A 24,311-nucleotide genomic window follows, 5' to 3' on the forward strand; every position below is an offset into this window, starting at 1 on the left:
CCACTGAGCAGCTTGCTTTTTATGGAAGATTTCGCTTCTTCCATCGCCGATAAGGAAGAAAACAAGCTGCTCCACCCAGTATCCCTATGAGGAACAGTACCCAGCCGAAACGGTAGGCGGAAGCCAGAATAACGACGACTTTCCCGTTCCCGTTACCATTGGTAATGAATCCGGTAGTCACTCCATTGACGGACAGACGGGCTCGCTGATTTTCGCTACCTAGCCTGAACTCCCACAGTGGATTGGGTGATTCGGTCTCCCGGATCAGCACCTGTTCATGCGTTGGATTATATAGCGTAAAACTGCGTTCCATGGAATTTTCACGAGTTGCCTGAATGCTCTCCGATGCATGTGGAGCCATAAAAAAGGTATCCATATCCGATCCCTCAAACAACGTAAACTGATCCACTGTAATCATGGCTTGATAAGGGATGATGGAATATTGCTTCATTTGAAATAAGCCTGACTGCTTCTTGTGCGCATGCGCCAAAATCTGAAACTGCATCAAGGCAGTTCCTGCCGGAGCCTTCACAATTTGATCATAATGATTCCATTGTTCCTTATCTCTCTCCTCCACCTCATCAATATAGGAGGTTTGGAGAACCTGGGACGCTTTATTCAAAAAAATGACCTTCATATGCCGACTTCCAATTTGTTCTGATCGCGCATCCAACTGAACGGCATACTCTTGCAGCGGCTCTGCCTTCATTTTCTTGGACGCATAAATATTCCAGTCACAGGAATAGCTAGGTGCGTAACGGATAGAGAGTCCTTCGTCCTTGATTGACAGATTCGTCTGCCCAGGTCGAATATCCGCCACACATCCGACATCCGTCGTGCTCAATGATTCCTTCGTATCCTCCCCCGGCATCATCGTCACTTCCTGCGCAGCCATTCGATGAATATCTCCAAAACGGCTCAATGACGGCACCTGACTATCCAGCACAAGGGTTAAGCGATACTTCCCCTTGGTTAGGAACAGATTTTTAAATTCGACTCGGCCGTAGTCATTCAGCAGACCGGGAATTTGTATGATTTTCTTGGCAAAACCATCCTGATCGGGCACCGTTTCAATAACCTGCTTTTCGGATAAAGAGGTCGCGGGTAGCCGCTTATACGACTCCTTCGTACGAATCGTTCTGGTCAGCACCTTTCCCGTCTCTTCATTCGTCCACTTCATCGTTAATGACCCCTGGTACCCAGCGGGGAGATTAGCCAAAATAGCTGTGGCATAGGTTCCCGTTTTGGCGACTTCCACATCCCTGCTTAACGTCCCCTTCTGATAGCTGATCCCCCGCCCCATACTAAGTCTTGGTAAAGCACGTTCCGTCTGTACATTCCCTTGTGCGTTAAAATCGCTCTCTGCCTCCAAGGTGAAAAAAAGCTTGCCCCGCTTCAATGCCTGCTCCACTGGAAAAGATAGCTGATCTAGCTGATCCACAGGGACAATCGCAAATTGATTGATCGCATTAAAGCCTTGCAGGTTATTAACCGTGACTGGAGTATCTCCTTTTGGAAAAACATGTTCTCCCAGATCCACCCATTGAAATTGGTTTAAACCATCATCCTGAGTCTTGATACTAACCACTTTGTCCGGCAGTGTGACTTGCAGTTTCCCGCCTGCCTTATTCATAAACACTCTAGCATATACATGCGAGGTTTGAGGTTGATCCAGTTTTTTGTGCATCGTAAACGTATTAGGCTTGCTATATTGCCCCAAATCACGCAGCTGGATATCATGAATCCACCAGTAATTTTTTTGCTGTGGACGCTGTAGGGTTAACAAATCCATTCGCATCCAATAGCTACCGGGCGGCGACACGTATTCCCCGTAAAATTTCACACTGTCAAAATTATATCCCTCCGAAGGCGCCACGACATAGCTAACCCCCAGTTCACGCATTTGCTTATCGTAAAATCTCATTTTCACATGCATTTTGTTCGTTCCGCGACCGGAAACAGTAATTTGGAACTGATACGGATTATTTTCCTTGGCTTCCAGCAAACCCGATCTAGCGACCTGCCATATATTACTCGGGTCTCCCTTCATAATTTCGCCGTGCAGAGTTGGCACATCATTCAATTCCTCACGGGGATTAGCCTGCACACTGAACAACTGCGGATTATCCGGCTTGAAGAAGGTTTCGGTCCGCAACATGGAATCAAAGTCCACGACCGTCTTCCCATCGATGCTGCTCATCTGATACGGGGCCACATCCAGCTTCTTACTGGCAAAGGTGACCGCAATCCCTGCATCCATTTCCATATCGAACGGAAAGTTCCGTATATTTTGGGAGGATAAATACCATAACCAATCGTTAGTCGAGGCAAAGGTTTTGGACCATTTTAAAAAGGCATTACCATCCTCAATGGCATCAAAAGGCCGTAAGTAATCCTCTGCTGGAAGCTGTGACAACAACAAGTCATTAAAGGACGCCGCTTCCACATAATCCCCTTTGTTAATCATCTGGATGGTTTTTAGCTCAGGCTTTAACGCACTGAACAGCACCCCAAAGCGGCTAAAATCAAAACCAGGCAGATGACTGTAGCTCTCCAGTCGGCTAAAACCGTAAGGTGTTACAATTTTACTCGCAAGGATGTTCATATAGGGCGGTGTCTGATCGAGATTAAATATGGAAAATAGTCCGTTCTGGTACGTACGTTTCAGCCCGGTCTGACCTTCCAGCTGAGATAGGTGGAAATCCTGCCGCTTCTCCTGCCCCACATATTCATCATGGTAGACCAACTGATTGACCCCAAAGGTAGAGAACAGCCAGCCTAATCGGGAGCTTAATCCATTGTCCATGACATACTGCAGAAAATTCATATAGTATGTAATGCCGGGATCATTCCCCTCATGATGAAAGATCGTATTTTTAGGAGAAGAGTATACCTGAAAATCTCCGGTTGCCTTTTCGTTTGCGGTCTTCCCTTTATTCCATTTGGGCGTGGCTACTCCGTTATAGCTCTGAATCATATTGTCAGCAATCGGAAAGTATAATGCCTTGCTATCGAAACGATCCGGGTCAGTCAGCTTTTCAGCCATTTGACTATAAGCCTCCGGCACTTGTACCGGCTTGTAGTACCCCTCAATGAACTGAGTACGCAAGGGAGCAAAATATATCCCCAGGCATAAAACGACAATAACTACCGCCAGCTTTTTATATACACGCTGCAACGGGGATGATCCGAACCATTCCATAAATTGAATAACACCGAAGGTCAGCAACACCCCGAAATTAAGGGCAATCAGTCCAATAAATTTGTTAGGATCACGGAAAACCGAACCAATCACAGGGGTTTTCGTAACCAAAATGACAAACCACTTGGCAATGGATGGGAACGTCGTCCCGGTAGCTGCAACCAGAAACAGCAACGTAAGTAGCGAGAAGATCAGAATGATCGGATTTTTATGTGAACGTGTCACCATCGCATACCCGATCAATAGCAACAAAAACCCCCCTCCTACATAAAACATGACAGGCAGTGAGGACAAGGAAAACATGGGCCACCAATAGCTCAGTAAATAACCCACATTATATAAACTGCTGTTGCGGCTGAACAGAGACAACGTATCCACGACGTTAATATTATGCTGAGACGCTTGAGCGTCCATCAACATGCTACCGACATATAGAGACAACCAATAAAAACTGAGCAGACCGAAAAACACGCCAAAAATGATCCCTTTACGCAAAAAATTGCCGTATAACGGCTGCAAATAGGTGCGACCGGCCTTACGGTGGGTCCAGGTCAACTTGATTAATAGCAACATGGTGAACAATCCCAAATAAATCATGCCGAAGAAAAAATAATGAATTGCCGCAGCACTAACGGTGAATACCGCAGCCAACAGGAACAGGTCGATCCAGTTTCGCTGATACAACTTGTGGGGATGATAGTTTTTAATTTGTTGAATTTGAAACTTGGGGTCCACCGCACTGAAAAAGAATCGCAGCATTAACGGAAACAAACTATATCCACAGAGCAAATAAATATGCTGAATGCGGAAAATAACCCACGGATTCAGCGCATAAAACAACGAGCCGACCATGATGGCAAAAATACGGGTCTTCGTAAAGCTTGGTGAATAATACACGCTGACCAGTCGCTTGGCAAAGGCATACATCGAAAATGCCGAAACAAATAACAAGCCTGTAATAAACGACTTGAGCAAGACCGGGCCGCTTTCGTCAAATAAGAGTGACAGTCCATAGAAGGGCAAGATGTACAGGATACGTGGAGCATTGAACAAGGTCGAGGTAGACCATCGCTCGTTCCATACTCCGGTTATTTCCTCCAGATACCGATGAGAGGTGGCTCCAAAAGCAATGTCGCTAAACACAATTTGCCCTGGTCCATAGATGGGTGCAAGATATGCAACAATCGCAATCAGCATCAACATCATTGCCGCCATATCGTAGCGGTAACGAAATATCCATTTTTTCATGCTTGTCCCCCTCTCTTGAACTTCTCGTATATCTGTCGGTTATCTTGGGCCTATCTCCTCAAACGAACGATTGCCTGCAAGCCCTGATCGGTATTACGCAGCTTTAAACGACCGCCTATGGTCTTCAGGTATGCATCCATATGATACAGGCTGAACGCATGCTCCTGGGAGTTTTGGGAATAGTCTGGCTGGAAATAGCTCCAACGCATTTTATCATCAATCCCGCCGCCCGTGTCTTCAATGTTAATAATAATTTCTCCTTCTTCCAGCCGTGAACTAACCTTAAGCACTTGAGATTGCCGCTTGGACCGCAGACCTGTTCGGCCCTTTTCCTGATTCTCAGGCTGCTCTCCACCTTGGCCCATGGCCTGAACTGCATTTTCCAGCAGCCCCTGAATCGTTTTGTACAGCATGGGTGCTTGTGCTGCAATCGATGGAACAGGCTCTTGCCGCAAGATCACTTGAATGTTCTTCATGTTCAATGAACGGTTCGCCCATTTCAGCGACTCAGACAATACTTCATTCATATCTGTAAAGCTAATTCCACTATTATCATGCATCTTCTCTTCCAGCTCATCGCGCAAGCTACGGACTCCCGTCAGTAACTCTCCCAGTGAGGATTCCTGTCTGAGACGACCCTGGATGAAATTTTCATTCAACTCGCGAAAATACTCCAGTTCCTCATGAGAGGCTCCTTTTCCCTGACTGGAAGCCGCTTCAAAGCGGTTTGCTAGATCATGATAAAATCCCAGCAGCTTCAAATCATCACCGCCTGTGAGACGGCTAGTCTGCTCTTGCAGCTCTTGTAGCTGCTGCTCAATCGTCTGCATTAACGGCAAATAATACGTGTCCTGCTGCTGTCGCATATCTTCATCTCGCCGTTGGTCACGCACCTGATTGTTCACGATGGCATCCTTTACAATCCTTTTGCGGAACTGTACGAGCATGGCCCACAGAATGAACAATATCAGAACCATGACCATCCACAATTGTTTGCGGAAGGAGCTGATTCGCTGTGCTGTATCCTCGCTTACATCCTTAACCGATATGTAAAGGGCCTCTTCCCCAATCCGGCTGAATCCTATTCCGTGTTTCTCACCGTCATCTTCAATGACACCTGTATTGCCCTCCAGCAGCCTACGGGTTACGCCCGTGATGTCCGTTCGGTTAATATCCGAAGTACTTCGGGAAGCTACGACCTTAAATTGACCGTTATAAAATAAAGTCTCATGCTGGTTAACCGGTTTACTTTTAATAATCCCGCTGAGCATATCAGCGTCAACCGTGCGCACCATAAAACCGCCCATCTGCGCTCCTTGAATCCTGCATGCTATATACTGGGCAGGCTGATGATCCTCTGTCACAAAAGAGCTTACTGCACAACCATTTTGCAGCCATTTAATCTGCTGGACCGCACTTTTCATCTCACGATTGTCTCGCCCGACCATCACATGATACTGCTCATCCAGCACATAAAAGGCCCCGCCGCTTTCACGCTTAAACCCTTCAGGATACTGGCGTGTTCCCTGATTCAGCATATCTCTGCCCAGACTGGACGACAGCTCCTTCAGTTCAGTCTGCCATGCGGCATAACGCTCGGTTATGCTGCTGGAAAGTTCCTGTACCTCATACTGGAGCTGCTCGTTCTGAATCTCCGCCAAGTGACCACTGAATTGCCGCACAACAAACCATTGAAGCACAGCGGCCAAGAACAATGTCACACCCAGAACGATCAGGTACAGGATCAGCTTTTGCCAACCTGGTTTCAACAAAGCCCATTGCTTCATGCTTCCCTGTCCCCTCCATTCTGTTCAAGACGGCTCAAAATAGCCTGCATCAGGCATTCCAGCTCGTAGCTGACCAGCGGTAGCCGTGCGCACAGCAACCGGGGAGTACGGCGCTGGAGTGCAGCAAACCTCGCAGCGGTTTCCGTTGCCCCGTCCGTCAGTAGGATCAACTCGCATGTTTTTGCGATATATAAGCGATCCAGCTCTTCCTCGCCGTATTCTCGCAGATCAACAACGTAAATATCATGACGATCGTCCATATGCTGAAGTGCGCTGGAGACAGCCAGGGTCACTCCTGTATGCCGTGCAGCATGATACTGATGAAGGAGACGCATACCTTTTTCCCAGAGGGCATGTTCAGCCGAATCAAATCGTTCACAAAAAAGACGCAACGCCCGTTCTGTATTGACATCTTTCAAAAATGCCAAAACGCTGATATTATACATGTAGTTCCTCATTTCTTACTTCCTGATTGGAGTTGCGCAGTTCTTATGACACCCCAAAACATTCTATTTGTTGACGACAGCCCTATGGTTCTGTCCCTGCTTGAACGGACCTTGACGCAAGAAGCATTCACCTTACATACCGCTCACACGCCCAAAGAAGCCTTACAAGTGCTGGAACAGCACCCGATTGATGTGGTAGTTTCCGATCTGCTCATGCCTGGTCTGGATGGGATTACCTTCCTTCGCATGATTAAGAAGGATTATCCACATATCGTACGAATTATTTTGTCTGGTCACCTGCATACGCAGTCCATTTTATCGGCGATTAACCAAGTCGGTGTGTTCCGTTTTTTGACGAAACCGCTGGAGCTGGATGATGATACGCTAAAAAAAATACTGTATGAGGCGCTTGATCAGGCCAAACTCAACCGAAACAGCCTACATGCAGACCAGAACGTAGCTTCCAACCTGTCAGTTTTTATAGACAGCATTTTGAATGCACCGTACCGACCCTATGTGCTGCTGAATGAACAAGATATCGTAACCGCTGTACACATTGCACTCGCTGAGCTGTATCCTGTCGGCTGCTCACTACGTCATCCTGACGGGGAAGGTATTCAGTTAACCACGCATTCATTATATATACCGTATGAGGAGTCGGAATCTTCCGATCCCGACTTATACACGCTGGATACACTGACCCTCGGCCATTCATCGTTACGCCTTATCCGCCTTAGCGAGATCGCCTGAGTGACGGGTGCCGCCCTTTAACACGGCGGCTACCCCAATCACAGTCAGGCATACATACATCCACAACATCCCCATCGTCAGCAAGGGGTGACGGATATAGTTTTTCAAATTCCCCCATGTATACAGCACCGGACGGAAGAAGTACCAACGTTCCAGCGCTTTTCGCAATCCGCCCTCTTCAGATGACATCGTACGATCCATCACCGAAAAGTAGTAGGCTTTTTTACGTAATACATCGTGCAGATACACCTGTTTTTCATCATGGTATACCCGTGTAAATACCGCCCGACGAATGACTCCGCCAGACTCTATATAACGCAAGGTCGGCTGTATTTCTTCAAAAGCAATTTGCTCCGCATTAAACCCGCCCGTCGATTCGTAAGCGCTCATTCGCCAGAAGCGTGCGGCTTCAATGGAGCGTTTTCCCAAGGTTTCACCCGCATTGTTAATCACATTTCGCTCAAAAACTTTCACTTTGGAAAAAAAATTATTTGCTTCCGAATACGCCTCTTCCGGAACGACCAAGGCGCCAATATCCTGATGATCGTCAAAAAAGTCAATGCTCTGCTGAATCAGATGTTCGGCTAAAATCATATCGGAATCCAATACAAATATGTATTCGGCACCCAAGCGTTTCGCTTCCTCAACCGCCCTGACCCTAGCGACTCCCCGCTCCCCATGGGGAAGCTCCAATACCGTTACGGGTACTGAACTCCCTACCGACAGCATACGAATCGTCTCAACGGTCCGGTCATTGGAGCCATCATCAGCAATTACAATATGCAGATCCTTGTAATTTTGCCCCATACAGCTTCGCAAACAAGGCTCTATCGTCCGTTCATTGTTGTACGTGGAGAAGAGAATGACCACTTTGTCCACTCTGTTCCGCCTCCTCTACCCAATCTTCCATCAACTGCTCAAACGCAGCAGCCGTATGATCAAAATGGAATCTTAACGCATATTGATACGCCCGCTCACGGATGGCCATGTAATCTTCGCCGCCCTTTGCTGCTCTTTCCATTTGTTCAGATAATCCTCGGATGTCGCCGTGAAAGCATAGATACCCGCTCTTCCCAAAATCCGTTGCATCCACCAGACCCGGTGAATTGCTGACAATGCTAGGGGTTCCAACGGCTGCCGCTTCGGTAATCGTCAAACCCCAGCCTTCACGTAAGGAAGGAAATACGAGCGCGTGGGCACGACTCATCAGCTCCAGCTTATGCTCTGCTGAAACAAATCCGTAAAAGGTAATATCGGCTTGCGATTGCCCCTGTTCATCCGGTTCTCCGTATGTCAAACCATACTGTTTCATAATCGGCACTAATTGTTCTGCCACATAGGTTTTATCGGTTTTTCCGGCAATCCATAACATAGCCTGAGGGAACTTTTCCTTGAGCTGCCCAAAGGCCTCAACGACCAGATCAATACCTTTATATTTGACGAAGCGCCCAGCATACATGAAGGTCGGATTAGGCTCCTTCGTTAAAAATTGTTCGCGCGGCCAATGATCAAACTCAATGCCTTCCGGTAAAAGATGAACACGATCCGGGTGAAAGCCCAGCTTAAGCAGATCATATCGGGTAGACGGAGATACCGTAAGCGTCCGATCCTTACGAGCCAGCTTAAGCATCAAGGGCTCCATATGAAACCCAATAACATTTAGCGGGAATTTGGCGTTCTCAAACCATATTTCCCTTGTTAGTTGATGTATGAAAAAGATCCTCTTGGATGCCTCCACCCAAAACCGGGTAAAGAATTGATGCGTATTCGCCTGGTTAATCACATAATCGATCTTCCCTCGATGACGACGGTAATAGCGCATCGCATAATAAATAACACTGTATATGTTCCCTTTTCGAATATACGTAATACCGTCAATAATTTCATGCTCAGGCATCCCCTCAAATTGGGGTGAAAAATGAATGAACTGGAAACGTCCTTGCTGTGAGCGTTTAAGCATTTCATGGGTAAAAATTTCTGCTCCCCCGCTTTTAGGTGAACGAATGTCACGCCAGGAAAGCAATAGAACTACGGTTTTACCGTCCTGTTCATGTATGGTATTCATGGGGTAAATCCCCCTTTATCTTTATTTTGAACAAATGCACATAGGCGTCTATCACAAAGTAGAGAGCCATAACCCCGTAAACTATGAACTCAGATAGCAAAAAATCTACCGGATCTGTGTGGGCAATATGAAAGGCTACTAATAAAGCCGCGGCTCCTGCCATCAGACTGAACATAAATTTTCGTCTGCCCACCAATACGTGCACATGCACAAAAAACAGCACGATGGAAAATAGCCAGTACACCCATCCTCCCCATGGAATATAGGCCTCGGCCGATTGGTAAGAGGCTCCGAATAATATGGGAATAGAGGAAGGGAACACAAAGGTCGTGCCCACATATACACAGATTGCAGCTATAGCCATTAAACCGGCATAGACGGCAATCAACTTGCCCAAAGCTTGGCGGTCATGCCCCTGCGCACCGATCTTTGGAATAAAGGCAGCAATTAGACTATACGAAACGTAATAGACCAACTGGCTGTACTTCAGCGCAATGGCATAGCTGCTGGCCTGCTCAGGAAAGTAATGCTGTACATACAACATGTCGATGGAGATACAAAACAAAATGAATAAATTCGTCATAAGGCTATCGGTGAAATCCTGACCCAATGATTTCCATAGCCCAGAAGGGATATGTTCTCCACTGTATGTGAATAAGGACAAGCCACGAGCCGAAACGATCCAGCCGTGGAGCAGCGACAGCAGCATTCCTCCACAGCTTGCTAACAGTAGGGCTTCCAGCTTTAACCCCAGTGCAGCCAGAACAAAAAACAGGCTCAGCTTCCCTAATACCTCAATGTAATAGTTCACATTGAGCGCCAACATGCGTTCCCTGCCCTGTAAATCTCCGCGGCACGAACTTACAAGAATATGCAGTCCGATCAAGCCATACAGCATGAACAGCGGGCCGGATTCGACGCCTAATAGCGAACGCAGTAACGGATGAAAGATGAGTAAAATGATCATGGCAAGCACGGTTAGCACCAGAGGTGCTTTGAGTAATAAAGAACCGAGCGGTAAGCTTCGTAGCGCAAGCTTTTGGTCTCCCTTAGAGACCAGTTTGGCGGTTAATAGCTGGATGGATAAACCCAAAACGGATAAAAGTGCAAAAAGTGCCAGCAGCGCATTCGCCTGGCCATAAGCTTGTCCGGTAAGATACCAGCTCGCTGCAATGTGGAAGAAAAAATTAAATCCGTTAAGCAGCACATTAAAGAGAGGGAACATCAACGATCGCAATCGGTTGTTCACGTTGTTATCTCACCCGCCGATCCAGTCGCCAAATATCAATGATGGAGCGTAAAAAACGAATAGAATCCTTCCAGACATGAATGTGCGATCCATCGCGGTCAATACATTTGACGGGTAATTGCAGCACACGAAGCTGGAGTCGCTTGGCAATAAACATCATTTCTAGATCCAGCGCCAGTCCGAGCTGTTCCTTTAAATGCGGAAACATCCGTTTCACTGCAACCGAACTCATCACTTTAAGCCCAGTCTGCGAATCTACCACACCTGTTGGTAAAAAAGGACGGGAAATGACCCGCTTACCAAAGCTGACAACAGATCGCAATAAAGATCGATTCTCGGCGGTCATATCCTTGGTTCCGATCACGACATCATAATAGCCCTGCTGAACAACATTAATCATTCTGGCAATATCCTCAATAAAAAAGGAGTCGTCCGCATCCACAAATACGTAGTAATCCGCACCAATGGTCCGCATCCCTTCCAGATACGTCCCTGCCTTACGTGTATTTCGTCCCAATTCCCTTGTTTGAAGCAGCGGGCTAAGATTCTGATTAATCCTGTTTACGGACAAGTCCGTTGCTGCCTCCAACGCTTTAATCAAGGCATTGGTACCATCGTGGCTGCCATCATCAATGAGATAAATCGAACCTTCAATAATATGGCTGCGGATAAAGGCTTGCAGTCGTTCAGCAAAGGTTTTGACATGAACAAAACGTTGCTCTTCGTTATATACAGACAAGATAAATGCAATATGTTGGCTTTTGGTCGAATACTCGGGATAGAGCAAGCTTTGTATTTCCGAAAGCATTTCTTCGGTGTCATTGGCTTGCCAAAATAGCAGGCGCAAACGGCCTACTCCGGTGATTTGCACCATATGCTGATCACTGAACGGAATTGTTACATCCGTCACCAGTAACAATGGCATTTGCGGAAATTGGCTACGGATCTGATTGGCTTTCCGCACCGCCTGCCCCGGCTCCCTATAATCAATCAGGCAACAACATGCGTTCTCGTAGACTGAAGCTGCCTCCGTGTCCTCGCACTGTATATATTGGTAAAAACAAATCACATTGGGATAATCAATAGCCCTGTCGTTATCGCTAAAAATGGCTATAGGTCCCTGCACACAAACCTCTCCTTTTCCTCCGAATAGTTCTATTTTGTTGAAAAAGAATTAAGAATGTTTGCTTATAGGAGTTAAATTAATGTCCAAATACTTCATATTTCCTTAACAAAATAGCTGACACTCCATGATATATAAGGATATAAGAGAAGAAAAACTGATTTTCATATTTGATAAAAACAGAGTATTTAGACCTGATTCATTAGAACCAAAACCATCAGAATAAGTTAGCGCATCCATATCGAAAATTAGTTCTTTTAGATCAACAGAAGGAAGAATATATGGTTATTTTGTCATAGATAAATAGAAGAATAAAACAGATTCGCACGTCCATACTATGGACAACATGTCATCTTGAGGATTTTGCAAAAATCCGATAAGCGACTTTCAATGAACAAGATATAGATCGAAATGGTTTAGTTCGTCTATATCTTGCACTTCGGAGCGACTGAAATCGAATTTTGTGAAATCCTTACAATATGTAAATTAAGAGAAGGAAGGTCTTTCTATGGAAGCATTTTATGTCAATCGCGATGGGTCATTATCTACTCCATTACGGGGAAAGGATGTGTTGGCAAATCCTCTTTTGAACAAAGGTGTCGCTTTTACAGAAGAAGAACGCAAAGAGCTGGGTTTGGAAGGAATCCTTCCTCCAACCGTCCTTTCATTGGAGAAACAGAGCGTACGGGCATATCAGCAGTTTCTCGCACAACCCACCATGCTGCGTAAAAATGCTTCTCTCAACGACCTTCACAACCGAAATGTCGTACTCTACTACCGGCTGCTTACCGATCATTTGAGTGAAATGCTGCCCGTAGTCTACACGCCGACCGTAGGAACCGCGATTCAAGAATATAGTCACGAGTATAACCGCCCTGGAGGCGTATATTTGTCGATAGATAACCCGAACGGTATTGGACAAGCATTCCATAATTCCGGTTTGAGCGGCCATGATGTGGATCTGATCGTCGTGACAGATTCCGAAAGTATTTTGGGGATTGGTGACTGGGGCGTCGGGGGGATTAACATTGCTATTGGCAAGCTTGCAGTGTATACGGCTGCGGCAGGCATTCATCCCGGGCGGGTGCTGCCAATTGTACTGGATGTAGGCACGAATAATGAAAAGCTGCTGAATGATCCACTGTACATCGGAAACCGCCATAAACGGGTTCGCGGAGAAGCCTATAACCAGTTTATTGATACTTTTATCAGCAAAACGTTAGCGCAATTCCCGAAGGCGCTTTTACATTGGGAAGATGTGGGTAGCGTAAATGCGCGCCATATTATAGGAAAATACGGTCAAAGCATACTCACCTTCAACGATGATATACAAGGTACAGGAGCGGTGACCCTGGCTGCGATTCTTTCGGCGGTGGGTGTCACCAAGACTCCGCTGCGTGAACAAAAAATACTTGTTTTCGGCCCAGGGGCTGCAGGGATCGGTAACGCTGATCAAATTCGGGGCGCTATGATCGAGGATGGCCTTTCCGTAGATGATTCATTCAAGTCCTTTTGGGCCTTTGATTATCGCGGGCTGTTAACGGAAGATATGGAAGACGTATTGGAGTATCAGAAACCGTATGTGCGCAAAAAGGATGAAGTCAGCTCATGGACCCGGTCGGGTGACGGCAAAATACCGCTACTGGAGGTCATCCGTCAGGTGAAGCCTACGATATTGATTGGAACTTCCGGTGTAGCAGGTACCTTTTCTGAAGAGATCATCAAGGAGATGGCAAAGCATGTAGAACGCCCGATCATTATGCCCATGTCCAATCCTACAAACCTTGCAGAGGCAGTACCCGAGGATTTGATCCGGTGGACAGATGGCAGAGCACTGATCGCAACCGGAAGTCCTTTTGAGCCCGTTACGTATAACGATACAAATTTTGAGATTGGACAGGCGAACAATGCCTTTGTTTTTCCGGGACTGGGTCTGGGTGCGATTGTGGTTAAAGCCAAAAGGATTACCCCTGCGATGTTTACAGCCGCAGCAGTTGCTGTTGCCAATGGTGTAGATTCGAATACGCCTGGCGGTGCGCTACTCCCTCATATCCGAAAATTACGCGAAGTTTCGTACGCTGTTGCGATTGCGGTTGCAAAAGCCGCGATTCAGGATCAGGTAGCGCAGGCGCACATTTCAGATGTGGAACAAGCTATACAAGATGCAATGTGGAAACCGGAATATGCCAAGGTCAAAGCAGTGGAAAGTGTAATTCATCATCCTCACTAAGCCCAAAACACCTAACTAGAGGAAATTTAATATTTTGCACACTATGTTTGACATAGCGTATGAACGTATGTACAGTAATAGTCAAAAGAATAGAAGTCCACTAGGGGAGCCAATATGGCTGAGACAAGAATGTATCTTGGACCCTTTGAACCTGATCTAGTTCGTACTAGCGTAGGAAAGTGGAGCCTTCGTATATAAGGTTTCAAGCGTTTTTTGCGTATTGGGCCTATTGTTGAAGCCGCTCCATTTTTCCGGGGCGGCTTTTTAGCGTTGTTCCGGAATTATATTCTTACAGGACTTCTTGCTCTTCAATTTAATGGAGGTGGGGAAAATGAGTTTTACACAAGAACTCCGTCGGCAGGCGGACGGCATTTTTCAAGCGATTTTTGAGCATCCCTTTGTGAGAGGTATTGCTGAAGGAAGTTTGACAAGGGGACAGCTGATTCACTATGTAAAACAGGACTTTGAATATTTGAACGCCTACATGCGGATATACGGCATCGCAATCTCCAAATGCACGAATCGGGAGGACATGGCTGTATTTAATGAACAAATCTCTTTTATTCTCCACAGCGAGGTTCATCCGCATCAAAATTTCTGTGCTGTCGCAGGGGTGAGCTATGAAGAGTTGCAGGGATATCCGCTCGCTCCGTCGGCTCATCACTATATCCGTCACATGCTGACGGTTGCGCATGAGGGCAGCCTGGGCGAGATCTTGGCTGTGCTGCTGCCATGTATGTGGACGTATGCCGAGATTGGTCGCAGGCTGCTGGATGAAGTAAAGCCGGATGAGTCTCATCCGTTCTATGAATGGATGGGCTTCTATGGAGACCAGCTTGATGATACAACACTCAAGTTCCGAGAACGTGTAGATGCTTGGGCGGAAGGCGCAACGGCTGCTGAGCGAGAGCGGATGATTGAGCATTTTATACTGAGCTGCCAGCTGGAATATAAGTTCTGGGACATGGCCTATAAGCAGGAAGAATGGCCGGTCCAGATACAGGCAGCGGTCTTGGAATAGTCAGCTTGGCAATTCGATGCGTGAAGTACGGTTAATGCCCTGTTGAACCACCAACTATAGAGAGGATAATCATTATGAGTACATGGGAAAAAAGTTATTCGGATCTCCTGAAGAAGGTACAAAACAGCAAACCCCTCGTTCACAATATGACCAATGTGGTAGTCACTAACTTTACGGCCAACGGCCTGTATGCATTGGGCGCCTCCCCGGTGATGGCCTATGCACCCGAGGAAGTAGCAGACATGGCAAAAATAGCGGGAGCCGTCGTGTTAAACATCGGTACGCTGAACCGCGAACTGGTGGATGCCATGATCATTGCTGGACAATCGGCGAATGCACACGGTGTTCCGGTCCTGCTAGATCCGGTCGGTGCGGGAGCAACGAGCTTTAGAACTGAGTCGGCACTGCGAATCCTGAGAAAAGTCAAAATCTCATTGGTGCGGGGCAATGCAGCCGAAGTCGCGCATCTTGTTGGAGAAGCGCGTGAGATTAAAGGCGTAGATGCTGGTGACAGTGCTGACAGCGGAAATGTCGATCTGGCAATTCGGGCTGCTCGAACGCTCAATACAATGGTTGTCATTACTGGAAAAGAGGACGTCATCACCGATGGGGCCGAAGTACGAATGATAAGCGGTGGAGACGCGCTGCTCACGAAGGTAACCGGAGCAGGCTGCCTGCTGACCTCTGTGTTAGGTGCCTTTGCAGCTGTTGAACCCAACCTGCTGCTCGCAGGTACAGCAGGCTTGGCATTTTACGGTGCAGCAGCTTCCCGAGCCGCAGCACGTACCGCAGAGCTGGGGCCCGGCAGCTTCCAGATTGCCTTTCTCGACGAGCTCGCCAAACTACATACATGTTCGCTAGAGGGGCATGTCACTGTCCGTGAAGCCGGAACAACCACAGCAGGTGGTGCGCGATGACAGACGTTCGTGTACCCAGAGCACTGACGATTGCCGGTTCGGACAGTGGCGGCGGGGCCGGGATTCAAGCCGATCTCAAAACCTTTCAGGAGCTTGGCGTTTACGGCATGTCGGCTATTACGGCCATTACCGTACAGAATACTTTAGGGGTCCACGGCGTATATCCGCTGCCACAGGAAGCAACAGCGGAACAGATCGAAGCTGTAGGATTAGACCTTGGAGTGGATGCTCTGAAGACTGGCATGCTGTTTAATGCGGGCATCATCCGTCTTGTGAGCAAGCAGATTCGAAAGTTCGGCTGGAAAAAGGTTGTCGTCGATCCCGTGATGATTGCCAAGGGAGGCGCAAAGCTGCTGCAGCCAGAAGCGATGCAGGCTCTGAAGGACGACCTGCTCCCCTTGGCCCTGGTCGTTACACCGAATATCCCGGAGGCGGAAGCCCTGACAGGGATCAGTATCCATACGATGGAGGATCGCCGCGAGGCTGCGAGACATATTAGCAGTATGGGATCAAAATTCGTTGTGATCAAGGGTGGCCACGCTGACGAGAGCGAGAGCAGCGAACAGATTGTGGACCTACTCTTTGACGGAACCGCCTTTACAGAGCTGAGCGGCAAGCGAGTACGGACTGTTCATACACACGGAACAGGATGCACCTTCTCAGCAGCGATTACCGCGGAATTAGGGAAAGGGATGTCTGTACCGGAGGCTATCTCGAATGGCAAAGCCTTCATCCAGGCAGCGATTGAGGAACCTTTGCAGCTTGGACAAGGACATGGACCCACCAATCATTGGGCCTTCCGCCGTCGTCAGGAGATGCTGCTATGAACGGCAGAATGTTGTCAGAGGTGGTGCGCCGCCAGCTACAGATGTACCTGGTGCTTGGAAGCGTGAATTGCCTCGCGAAACCAGGCTGGGTCGTGCAAGAGGCTCTGGCTGGCGGCGCAACCATGGTCCAGTTCCGGGAAAAGGGTCTTGGCGCGTTAACGGGCGTTCCTATGTTCGAACTTGCGTGCCAGCTACAGGAACTGTGCCGTCACGCTGGTGTCCCCTTCATCATCAATGACGATGTGGAGCTAGCTCTTGAAATCGACGCCGACGGTGTTCACATCGGTCAAGACGATGAATCCGCCGAATCCGTCCGCGAGCGAATCGGAAATCGAATTTTAGGCGTCTCTGCCCATACCATTGAGGAAGCACGTCGAGCCATCCTGCAAGGTGCTGATTATCTCGGCGTCGGACCCATCTATCCCACCATCTCGAAAGATGATGCCCATGCCGTACAGGGACCGGCAATTTTATATGAGATGCGTAAAGCGGGAATTGATGTGCCGATTGTTGGGATCGGAGGTATTACAGTGGACCGTGTTGAGGAAGTCGCACGTGCAGGTGCAGATGGTGTGGCGGTGATTTCAGCCGTGACACAGTCAGAACAGGTTAGAGGTGCGGTCAAAGAATTAAAGGAAAATATGGTATCATTTCTCAATGATTCGATCTACATGTTTGATAATGATTCAACAGATCATCCAGCTTTTTAGATTGTTCTATTACTTTGGGATGTGTTAAAAATCCATACTTTTTCTGGACCTGGTACAGTTTCTTCCTAGCTCGTTCGACACAAAGTAAAGTCACACCTTGGTTCATCAGCATGATCCCTCCTATATGTCATATTTTATGACAAAAAGACGTTTTTTGGATTTTCGAATGATGCGCCTAACAAAAAAAGAACATCCCAAAAGTTTGCATAAACAAAGATGCCCCTAAATCCACGTTAAAAGAGCCTCCGTTTCCACTAATTAAGTGGAACAGAGGCCCTTTTCATAAAAAGATCCAATGAATACAGAGCATACATGCCAATTTGACCTAGAGATTAACCTTATTTTGTTGGCTCTCTAATAGTCGCTGAACTCCCCAAACTTGAACTAGTCGGTGAGAATTGTCTTTGTTTCTAGCCGTTTAAGCACCTCCAATTTGTACGTGAGGCGTTATTCTTTGATTTTGGTTATGCGACTGAACAGGCATTGCTAAAATAAACAAGAAGCTAGCTGCGATGACCAGCAGAATCATTTTTTTCAACATTGTCTAACCACACCTTTTCTAATAGTTTGAAATACTCTTCCCTTGTTTCGGGAAGCGCATGTGCTTGGAAATGTGCAAAAAGTCCTGTACAGTTTATGAAATAAGTCTCATTATTTAGTATATGGGCTTTTACCAATGCATATATTAAGTGTTTAAAGCCATCATTGTACATTCCCCGTCTTAAATAGTAATAAGCCAGTTCGTAACCAAACCATGCAAAATAATCCGGCATCACTTGTTGGGTGTACATATCAGTAGATTGTGATAGCAGAGCAAAAGAATTAATCTCCACTTCAAAACGTGAAAGGACATCATTAATATCTATTGCATATCGGTTAGCAGCTATCATAACGTTCAGCAACTTGGATAGCTTTTCATTCTCGGTAGTGATTGATGTGGATGCAATATATTCAACATAATGAGGAAGCACATTCGTATCTCCAGATAGGAGTTTATTTACATAAGTATTACCTTCTGCCCAATGCTTGAACAAGTTGACCCAGTGTTGAGTTTTCTGGTCTGTCTCGATCACCCAATCTAAATCTGCGTAGGCATTTGTAAATTGTAATGCTTGCTGATAATCGCCTTGGGCTTCACAGACACTCGCACACAGTAAATCAGCATAGGTAATGTACACAAACATCGGGCGACTCAGCCTCTTTTCAGACTCCTCCCACTCTCGCTTTTTCTGTTGATGTTTCAAAGAATATTGGATCTCCGCTTTGGCTCTCATTTTTCGAGCAGTTGCATCGAGCTTGTCCCATTCACGCAGAGAACGATACACATTCGCCAAATCTTTTAACGCATCAAGTTGATCTATTTCATTCAGACGTTCGACAAAGGGTTCAAATCGTGTAGCCGCCTTGAGATTTCGGATCTGATTGTTCCCCACCTGAATGGTAAACAGACGATACTGACAGATAGCCAAGCGTTCAGAGTGCTGGTACTTCTCGCCTTCCGCAATCCCTTCGTAGAGCAACAATGCAGCATTGTGCTGACCTTGTGCGAATAATTTTTCTGCTGCATCAAATAACTTTGGGGAATATAGAAGATTGTCCATAATATGTCCCACTACAAGCTGGATAGCATCCAACTTGTCCAGTTCCGCACAGCGAAACAACAACGGCTCAATTCGCCTCCAATCCGGGGAGCGCTCAATGATGTAGTTATCTATGTATAGTTCGTAAAAAAAACCCTCTGGTAGTCCCATAGCCCAAGTGATTCGATCTAACTGATGTATCGCAACAGGACGATGCTTGGCAATCCAATTATTAAGTGTTCTTTGATGAACACCTGAATATTCGGCAAATTGTGCCAGCGTCAAATTATTTTCCCCTAAATAATCCTCTAACTTCGCCAAAATCGTAGGTGTATGTCCCAAGTCATAACCACCCTTCATACAAAAAATCCAAATTTTATACTTTCACCTCAAATTATTCACCAATTATTAACATGTGTCAACATTTTTCTTCCATTATTCCTACTATATAAACTTGAATATGGTAATTAATAACCACTAACATGAAGTTCCTTTTGGAATCAGGTGGTCGCTCGTTCTACTAATTTGAATTCCAGATGATGTATCGTTTCATCCAGCCCTTCAAGGGCATTGCAAATCATAATGAACGCATTCTCCGCTTGCTTGTCTATCGGATAATGAATCGTAGTTAAATCAAGCAAATGCGAGATTTCGGTGTTATCAAAGCCTACTACTGCAAAATCGCTTGGTACAGAAACACCGAGTCTCCGTGCTTCAGTCAAAAGACCTGCTGCCAAATAATCGGTAGAACAGGCAAAAGCATCCGGTCTATCTGTTTGTTCTCGTTCTGCCCACCAATGAGCTATTTGTTCACCAGCTTCTATTGAATTTAAATCATAAAAATGCGGGAAGGCCTCAGCATCCAAATCGTATTTTTCGCAAAAGTCATGATAAGCTCGAATGCGTTCTTTTGTGTTCAACCCCCGCATGCTGCCGTACACATTCACAATTTTCCGATATCCTCGGGCGTACAAATGTTCCAACGCCAGCGTATAGCCCTGATACTGATCCATAAATACAGACGGGATTGCCTCAATGTTTACACGCTGCCAGGTCACAATCGGACCATATTTTGTATAATGCTCAATCACACTCCACTCATTAACACGAATCATACAGACCAAGGCGTCCAGTTGCTTTCTCCGCAACATTTCCAGCGCTTCAAGTTCTCGCCCCTTCTCCCCATTCGTAATAAACAGCGCTATATTAAAGCCATGCTCCTGAGCATACATTGTAAATCCACGCACAAATAAACCCAATGAATCATTAAAAGAAAGTGAAATAATCCCTATGAGCTTGGTCATGCCTTTTTTTAAAGATACCGCATTTAGATTAGGAACATAATCCAGTCGGTCTATGACCTCCTGCACACGCTGTCTTGTCGGTTCACTTACATACGGATGGTTGTTAATGACACGGGACACCGTAGCCGAGGATACGCCCGCCAGCTTTGCAATTTCATGAATATTCGCCATTTTTCTCACCTCGTTCTTTCTATTTTAGCATGTTCGTGTTTAGCATGTTCGTAGTGCCCGCCCTATAATTGTCACCTTCCCAAAATAAGTTTTTTAAAAGCGCTTGACCTGTAATGCATTACAGGGATTACAGTGAATTTGTGCTTAAGAAAGCGGTTAAAAAAACATACTTAGGAGGCACTAACCATGAAAAAAGGCATAAAGATTGCAACCATTGGCGGAGGTTCCAGTTATACACCAGAATTAGTAGAAGGCTTCATCAAACGTTATGCAGAGCTTCCCATTCGGGAATTGTGGCTGGTAGATATTGAGGCAGGACGTGAAAAACTGGAGATCGTAGGCGCCATGGCCAAACGGATGGTGAAGGCCGCAGGCATTGATTGTGAGGTACATTTGACCCTGGATCGTCGGGAAGCGTTGAAGGACGCCGATTTTGTAACGACCCAATTTCGGGTAGGCTTGCTGGAAGCCCGGATTAAGGATGAAAGTATTCCGTTAAAACATGGCATGATCGGTCAGGAGACCAATGGTGCCGGAGGAATGTTCAAAGCGTTTCGCACCATACCCGTTATCCTCAGTATCGTCGAAGATATGAAAGAACTGTGTCCGAATGCATGGTTGATTAATTTTACCAACCCTGCGGGTATGGTCACCGAAGCTGTGCTTCGTTATGGTCAGTGGGATAAAGTCATCGGATTATGTAATGTTCCAATCGGCGCGATCAAGAGTGCATCGGCTGTGCTGGACAAACCGGAAGAAGAGTTGTTCTTTAAATTTGCAGGGATTAACCACCTTCATTGGCACAAAGTTTATGACAAAACAGGAGCCGAATTAACAGAGCAAGTCATTGAAGGACTGTACGCTCCGGGCGCAAAGCCAGAGAAAGTCGTTGAAAATATTAAGAACATGCGCTTCCTGTATGATCAAGTTCGTCAATTGAAAATGCTGCCTTGTCCTTACCATCGGTATTACTATATGACGGATAACATGCTCAAGGAAGAATTAGAGGAAGCCAAAAACGAAGGAACTCGGGGTCAAGTGGTCAAACGTCTGGAAGAAAGTCTATTTGAATTGTATAAAGATCCAAATCTGGATTACAAACCAGAGGAACTATCCAAACGCGGCGGTGCGCATTACAGCGATGCAGCCTGTGAGATCATTAATTCCATTTATAACAACAAAGGCACATTGATGGTGGTTAGTACACGTAACAATGGTGCGATTGATGATGTTCCTTATGATAGCGCCATCGAAGTGACCAGTGTCATTCGCGCCCATGGTGCCGAACCTGTCAACTTTGGCAAATTCCCACCTGCACAGCGGGGCTTGCTGCAAGTGATGAAGGCAATGGAAGAGCTGACGATTGAAGCGGCGGTCACCGGTGACTATGCAACAGCACTGCAAGCCTTCACCCTGAATCCGCTCGTACCAAGTGGTGACATTGCTCAAACTGTGCTGGATGAATTGCTAGAAGCACACAAAGAGCATCTACCTCAATTCTTTGCTCATAAGGCGAAGGCGACGGTATAAAAAGGTAGGTCGCTATCATCCTGCTGGAACACAAAAAAGCTTCCTACATGTAGGAAGCTTTGCTATACGTCCCAGGAGTACTTGCTGGGACGTTGGTGTTATTGGGTTTGTACTTGGCTTGACAATCCGTCATTAAGCTTATTGATAAATTTGTTAGACTTTTTTAAAGTATCATCTCCGTTGAAAAAGCAATAACCGCTTTCCCCGTAATTTGAACTAATACGGGTTTTCCCTGTTCCTTTTTCACATGGACATGCATTGTTCCCTCCCTTTTGATTGCCTCACCTTGTAAAATATTAAAATCAAAAGACTGCTCATTCTTATTTTGCAAAATGTTATAGTGTACCAAATAGGCTCCAAGCGGTCCGTTTGCATTTCCTGTCACCGGGTCTTCAGCTATTCCAATTGCTGGAGCAAACATTCTTCCGTGAACCAATATATCCTCTTGTGGATGTAATGTAAAAACATAATATCCATTACATCCAATATGCTTGCTGATTTCTGTAAGCTTCTGCAAATCAGGTTTTAAACTATGTAGTATTTCATTGGAGTAAATCGGAACCATTACCTTAGAATGACCTGTTGAAGATATTGCAACTGGATATTCCATGCAAATATCTTTACAAGAAATACCTAACGCATTTGCAATCTGACTTCTTATTTCATCATTTAAAGGCTCTGATACAGAAGGTTCTCCCTGTGTCATTACAATAGAATAATCATCTTCATGCTTTATAACATCAACAGGCAATATACCTGCTTTTGTTTTCTGAATAATTCTTCCAGTTTCAGCTTTTCTCTCAATTGCATAAACATAATGTGCTGCTACTGTTGCATGACCACAAATTGGAACCTCTGTTGTTGGAGTAAAAAATCTTACTTCAACATCATAATTTGAAGAATCTGTTTCAAAAATAAATGCAGTTTCCGAATTATTTAATTCTCTTGCAATTCTCTGCATCTGCTCATCTGTAAGTCCATTTGCATTTGGAACAACCCCAGCAGGGTTACCATGAAATCTATTTTTTGTAAATGAGTCTACTTGATATATTCTATATTTTTTCATAATTTCGCCTCTATAAATACTAGTTTGTCTGTCTGTTAAATCTGATATTAACATACTTTTTAGGCAGTTTCACTTAAATTAAAAGATATAATATGGCCCTCTAATAAAAACGAACTGATCCTTATTATAGAATCGCGCTCTTTTATGGAAGATTGTGATTAAACTAAAGCCGCAGTTAGCTGAAATGGTCTTCTCAATCCTTATCTAAAAGTGGAATAAATCTTTTATGATTATAGATACTTTTAGATTCTGCCACGCCTGTTGAATAACCAAAATAAGTAACTCAATTCATGAAACAAGAGGTGCACTGAAGAAGAACGCGCTGAATCTGAATCAGCCATTCAACAGGTAGTTTTGAAGAAGAAATAGACGAGAAAATCGCGCAAAGGAAAGAACGGCATGTTGGGGCCATGAGGTCTGAGCAGCAACAAATAGCCAATTGAGCAGGACATAGACGATTAGAGCACAGAATAATTGCCCATAGACCGCATTTTCAGTCATGCCCAACAGCATTGGAATACTCAAATCAATCCTTTGAACTTCTTCAGGAGTCAGCATGGATTGAAGGATAGATGTAATCGTGATAGAATTTCTCATAAGATCGTCTTCTTTCGGATTCGTTTGGATGGTAACAACGATTCTGAAGAAAAGACGATCTTTTTTCTTCCATTTTGTGGTTATGCAACAGGCGTGCTACAATATAGGGGTATTAGTTTATATAGCGTGTAAAAGTCGTGTGTATAATTTGTGTAAACAGGTGTATTAATCACACTTTTTTCTAACGTTTTCTATCGTAACCCCAATAAAATAAAAAAACGCCTCAAACCCTTATATATCAAGGATTTGAAGCATTTTTAATTTCGTTCAAACTTTACATATCTGAACTCTTCGACGTCCCAGGAGGGATTCGAACCCCCGACCGACGGCTTAGCTTACCACTATAGTTTTCACTACTTATACTAGACATACCAAACATTTAAGACGTATTTATTTCGTACTAGGGATTCGGTCAAATTACGTTCTTAGACCGAAAGTATCTTTAATCAATACAATAACCTTATTTGACATTTTAATCAATACTAATC

At 45.6% G+C, this 24,311-nt stretch carries 19 protein-coding genes and 1 riboswitch; of the genes, 7 read left to right on the forward strand and 12 right to left on the reverse strand.

Annotated elements, in window-relative coordinates:
* Positions 1-19: 19 nt before the first annotated feature.
* From MKY24_RS20700 to MKY24_RS20710, 3 genes are read right to left on the reverse strand one after another with little or no spacing between them, the layout of a single operon-like run.
* Positions 20-4,450: a hypothetical protein gene (locus MKY24_RS20700; RefSeq protein ID WP_339200767.1), complete on the reverse strand. Its 4,431-nt coding sequence runs from the start codon at positions 4,448-4,450 to the stop codon at positions 20-22.
* A gap of 50 nt (positions 4,451-4,500) precedes the next feature.
* A complete protein-coding gene (locus MKY24_RS20705; RefSeq protein WP_023990007.1) occupies positions 4,501-6,237 on the reverse strand; it encodes an ATP-binding protein in 1,737 nt (578 codons plus the stop codon).
* A complete protein-coding gene (locus MKY24_RS20710; protein ID WP_023990008.1) occupies positions 6,234-6,683 on the reverse strand; it encodes a hypothetical protein in 450 nt (149 codons plus the stop codon). The genes MKY24_RS20705 and MKY24_RS20710 overlap by 4 nt, the downstream gene beginning before the upstream one ends.
* Before the next feature lie 45 nt (positions 6,684-6,728).
* Between MKY24_RS20710 and MKY24_RS20715 the strand changes: the two genes are divergently transcribed.
* Positions 6,729-7,433, forward strand: coding sequence for a response regulator (locus MKY24_RS20715; protein WP_023990009.1), 705 nt, complete (start codon positions 6,729-6,731; stop codon positions 7,431-7,433).
* On the opposite strand, the gene MKY24_RS20720 is transcribed toward MKY24_RS20715, so the two are convergent.
* Genes MKY24_RS20720 through MKY24_RS20735 form a run of 4 tightly spaced genes read right to left on the reverse strand, consistent with a single transcriptional unit; the run spans position 7,401 to position 11,873 of the window.
* Positions 7,401-8,312: a glycosyltransferase family 2 protein gene (locus MKY24_RS20720; protein ID WP_160789922.1), complete on the reverse strand. Its 912-nt coding sequence runs from the start codon at positions 8,310-8,312 to the stop codon at positions 7,401-7,403. The two genes, MKY24_RS20715 and MKY24_RS20720, sit on opposite strands and share 33 nt — an antisense overlap.
* The gene (locus MKY24_RS20725) at positions 8,272-9,498 is read right to left on the reverse strand and encodes a glycosyltransferase family 4 protein (protein ID WP_023990011.1); all 1,227 of its coding nucleotides are present in this window, start codon (positions 9,496-9,498) and stop codon (positions 8,272-8,274) included. Before MKY24_RS20725 ends, MKY24_RS20720 begins: the two co-directional genes overlap by 41 nt.
* The gene (locus tag MKY24_RS20730) at positions 9,482-10,747 is read right to left on the reverse strand and encodes a transporter (protein WP_053325987.1); all 1,266 of its coding nucleotides are present in this window, start codon (positions 10,745-10,747) and stop codon (positions 9,482-9,484) included. The genes MKY24_RS20725 and MKY24_RS20730 overlap by 17 nt, the downstream gene beginning before the upstream one ends.
* A gap of 4 nt (positions 10,748-10,751) precedes the next feature.
* Positions 10,752-11,873, reverse strand: a complete 1,122-nt coding sequence (locus MKY24_RS20735; RefSeq protein ID WP_028541542.1) for a glycosyltransferase — start codon at positions 11,871-11,873, stop codon at positions 10,752-10,754.
* Between the two features lie 505 nt (positions 11,874-12,378).
* Here MKY24_RS20735 and MKY24_RS20740 point away from each other — a divergent pair.
* From MKY24_RS20740 to thiE, 5 genes are all read left to right on the forward strand, one after another.
* Complete coding sequence (locus tag MKY24_RS20740) at positions 12,379-14,100, forward strand: NAD-dependent malic enzyme (protein WP_071558339.1); 1,722 nt, start codon at positions 12,379-12,381, stop codon at positions 14,098-14,100.
* 92 nt (positions 14,101-14,192) lie between these two features.
* Positions 14,193-14,295: riboswitch (TPP riboswitch) on the forward strand.
* Between the two features lie 136 nt (positions 14,296-14,431).
* Positions 14,432-15,121, forward strand: a complete 690-nt coding sequence (gene tenA, locus MKY24_RS20745; protein ID WP_071558338.1) for a thiaminase II — start codon at positions 14,432-14,434, stop codon at positions 15,119-15,121.
* Between the two features lie 74 nt (positions 15,122-15,195).
* On the forward strand, positions 15,196-16,038 hold the full coding sequence (gene thiM / locus MKY24_RS20750) for a hydroxyethylthiazole kinase (RefSeq protein ID WP_339200770.1): 843 nt from the start codon (positions 15,196-15,198) through the stop codon (positions 16,036-16,038).
* The gene (gene thiD, locus MKY24_RS20755) at positions 16,035-16,865 is read left to right on the forward strand and encodes a bifunctional hydroxymethylpyrimidine kinase/phosphomethylpyrimidine kinase (protein ID WP_023990017.1); all 831 of its coding nucleotides are present in this window, start codon (positions 16,035-16,037) and stop codon (positions 16,863-16,865) included. Before thiM ends, thiD begins: the two co-directional genes overlap by 4 nt.
* A complete protein-coding gene (gene thiE, locus MKY24_RS20760; protein ID WP_339202375.1) occupies positions 16,862-17,575 on the forward strand; it encodes a thiamine phosphate synthase in 714 nt (237 codons plus the stop codon). The genes thiD and thiE overlap by 4 nt, the downstream gene beginning before the upstream one ends.
* Here thiE and MKY24_RS20765 read toward each other — a convergent pair.
* From MKY24_RS20765 to MKY24_RS20775, 3 genes are all read right to left on the reverse strand, one after another.
* On the reverse strand, positions 17,520-17,687 hold the full coding sequence (locus MKY24_RS20765) for an aspartyl-phosphate phosphatase Spo0E family protein (protein ID WP_339200771.1): 168 nt from the start codon (positions 17,685-17,687) through the stop codon (positions 17,520-17,522). The two genes, thiE and MKY24_RS20765, sit on opposite strands and share 56 nt — an antisense overlap.
* A 391-nt stretch (positions 17,688-18,078) precedes the next feature.
* Entirely contained in the window at positions 18,079-19,497 is a 1,419-nt protein-coding gene (locus MKY24_RS20770) for a helix-turn-helix transcriptional regulator (protein ID WP_339200773.1), read from the reverse strand.
* 158 nt (positions 19,498-19,655) lie between these two features.
* Positions 19,656-20,630 (reverse strand): LacI family DNA-binding transcriptional regulator, encoded by a 975-nt coding sequence (locus tag MKY24_RS20775; protein WP_053325993.1) that lies wholly within the window; start codon positions 20,628-20,630, stop codon positions 19,656-19,658.
* Positions 20,631-20,816: 186 nt separating this feature from the next.
* On the opposite strand from MKY24_RS20775, the gene MKY24_RS20780 reads away from it, so the two are divergent.
* A complete protein-coding gene (locus tag MKY24_RS20780; protein ID WP_279834275.1) occupies positions 20,817-22,160 on the forward strand; it encodes a 6-phospho-beta-glucosidase in 1,344 nt (447 codons plus the stop codon).
* Positions 22,161-22,323: 163 nt separating this feature from the next.
* Here MKY24_RS20780 and MKY24_RS20785 read toward each other — a convergent pair whose 3' ends face one another.
* Complete coding sequence (locus MKY24_RS20785; RefSeq protein WP_339200774.1) at positions 22,324-23,226, reverse strand: PhzF family isomerase; 903 nt, start codon at positions 23,224-23,226, stop codon at positions 22,324-22,326.
* 333 nt (positions 23,227-23,559) lie between these two features.
* Positions 23,560-23,823 carry a hypothetical protein gene (locus MKY24_RS20790; RefSeq protein ID WP_279834278.1) on the reverse strand — a complete coding sequence of 88 codons (264 nt, stop codon included), beginning with the start codon at positions 23,821-23,823 and terminating at the stop codon, positions 23,560-23,562.
* Between the last annotated feature and the right edge of the window lie 488 nt (positions 23,824-24,311).

This window comes from Paenibacillus sp. FSL P2-0322 (assembly GCF_037975315.1).
In the GTDB taxonomy this organism is placed as follows: Bacteria; Bacillota; Bacilli; order Paenibacillales; family Paenibacillaceae; genus Paenibacillus; species Paenibacillus polymyxa_B.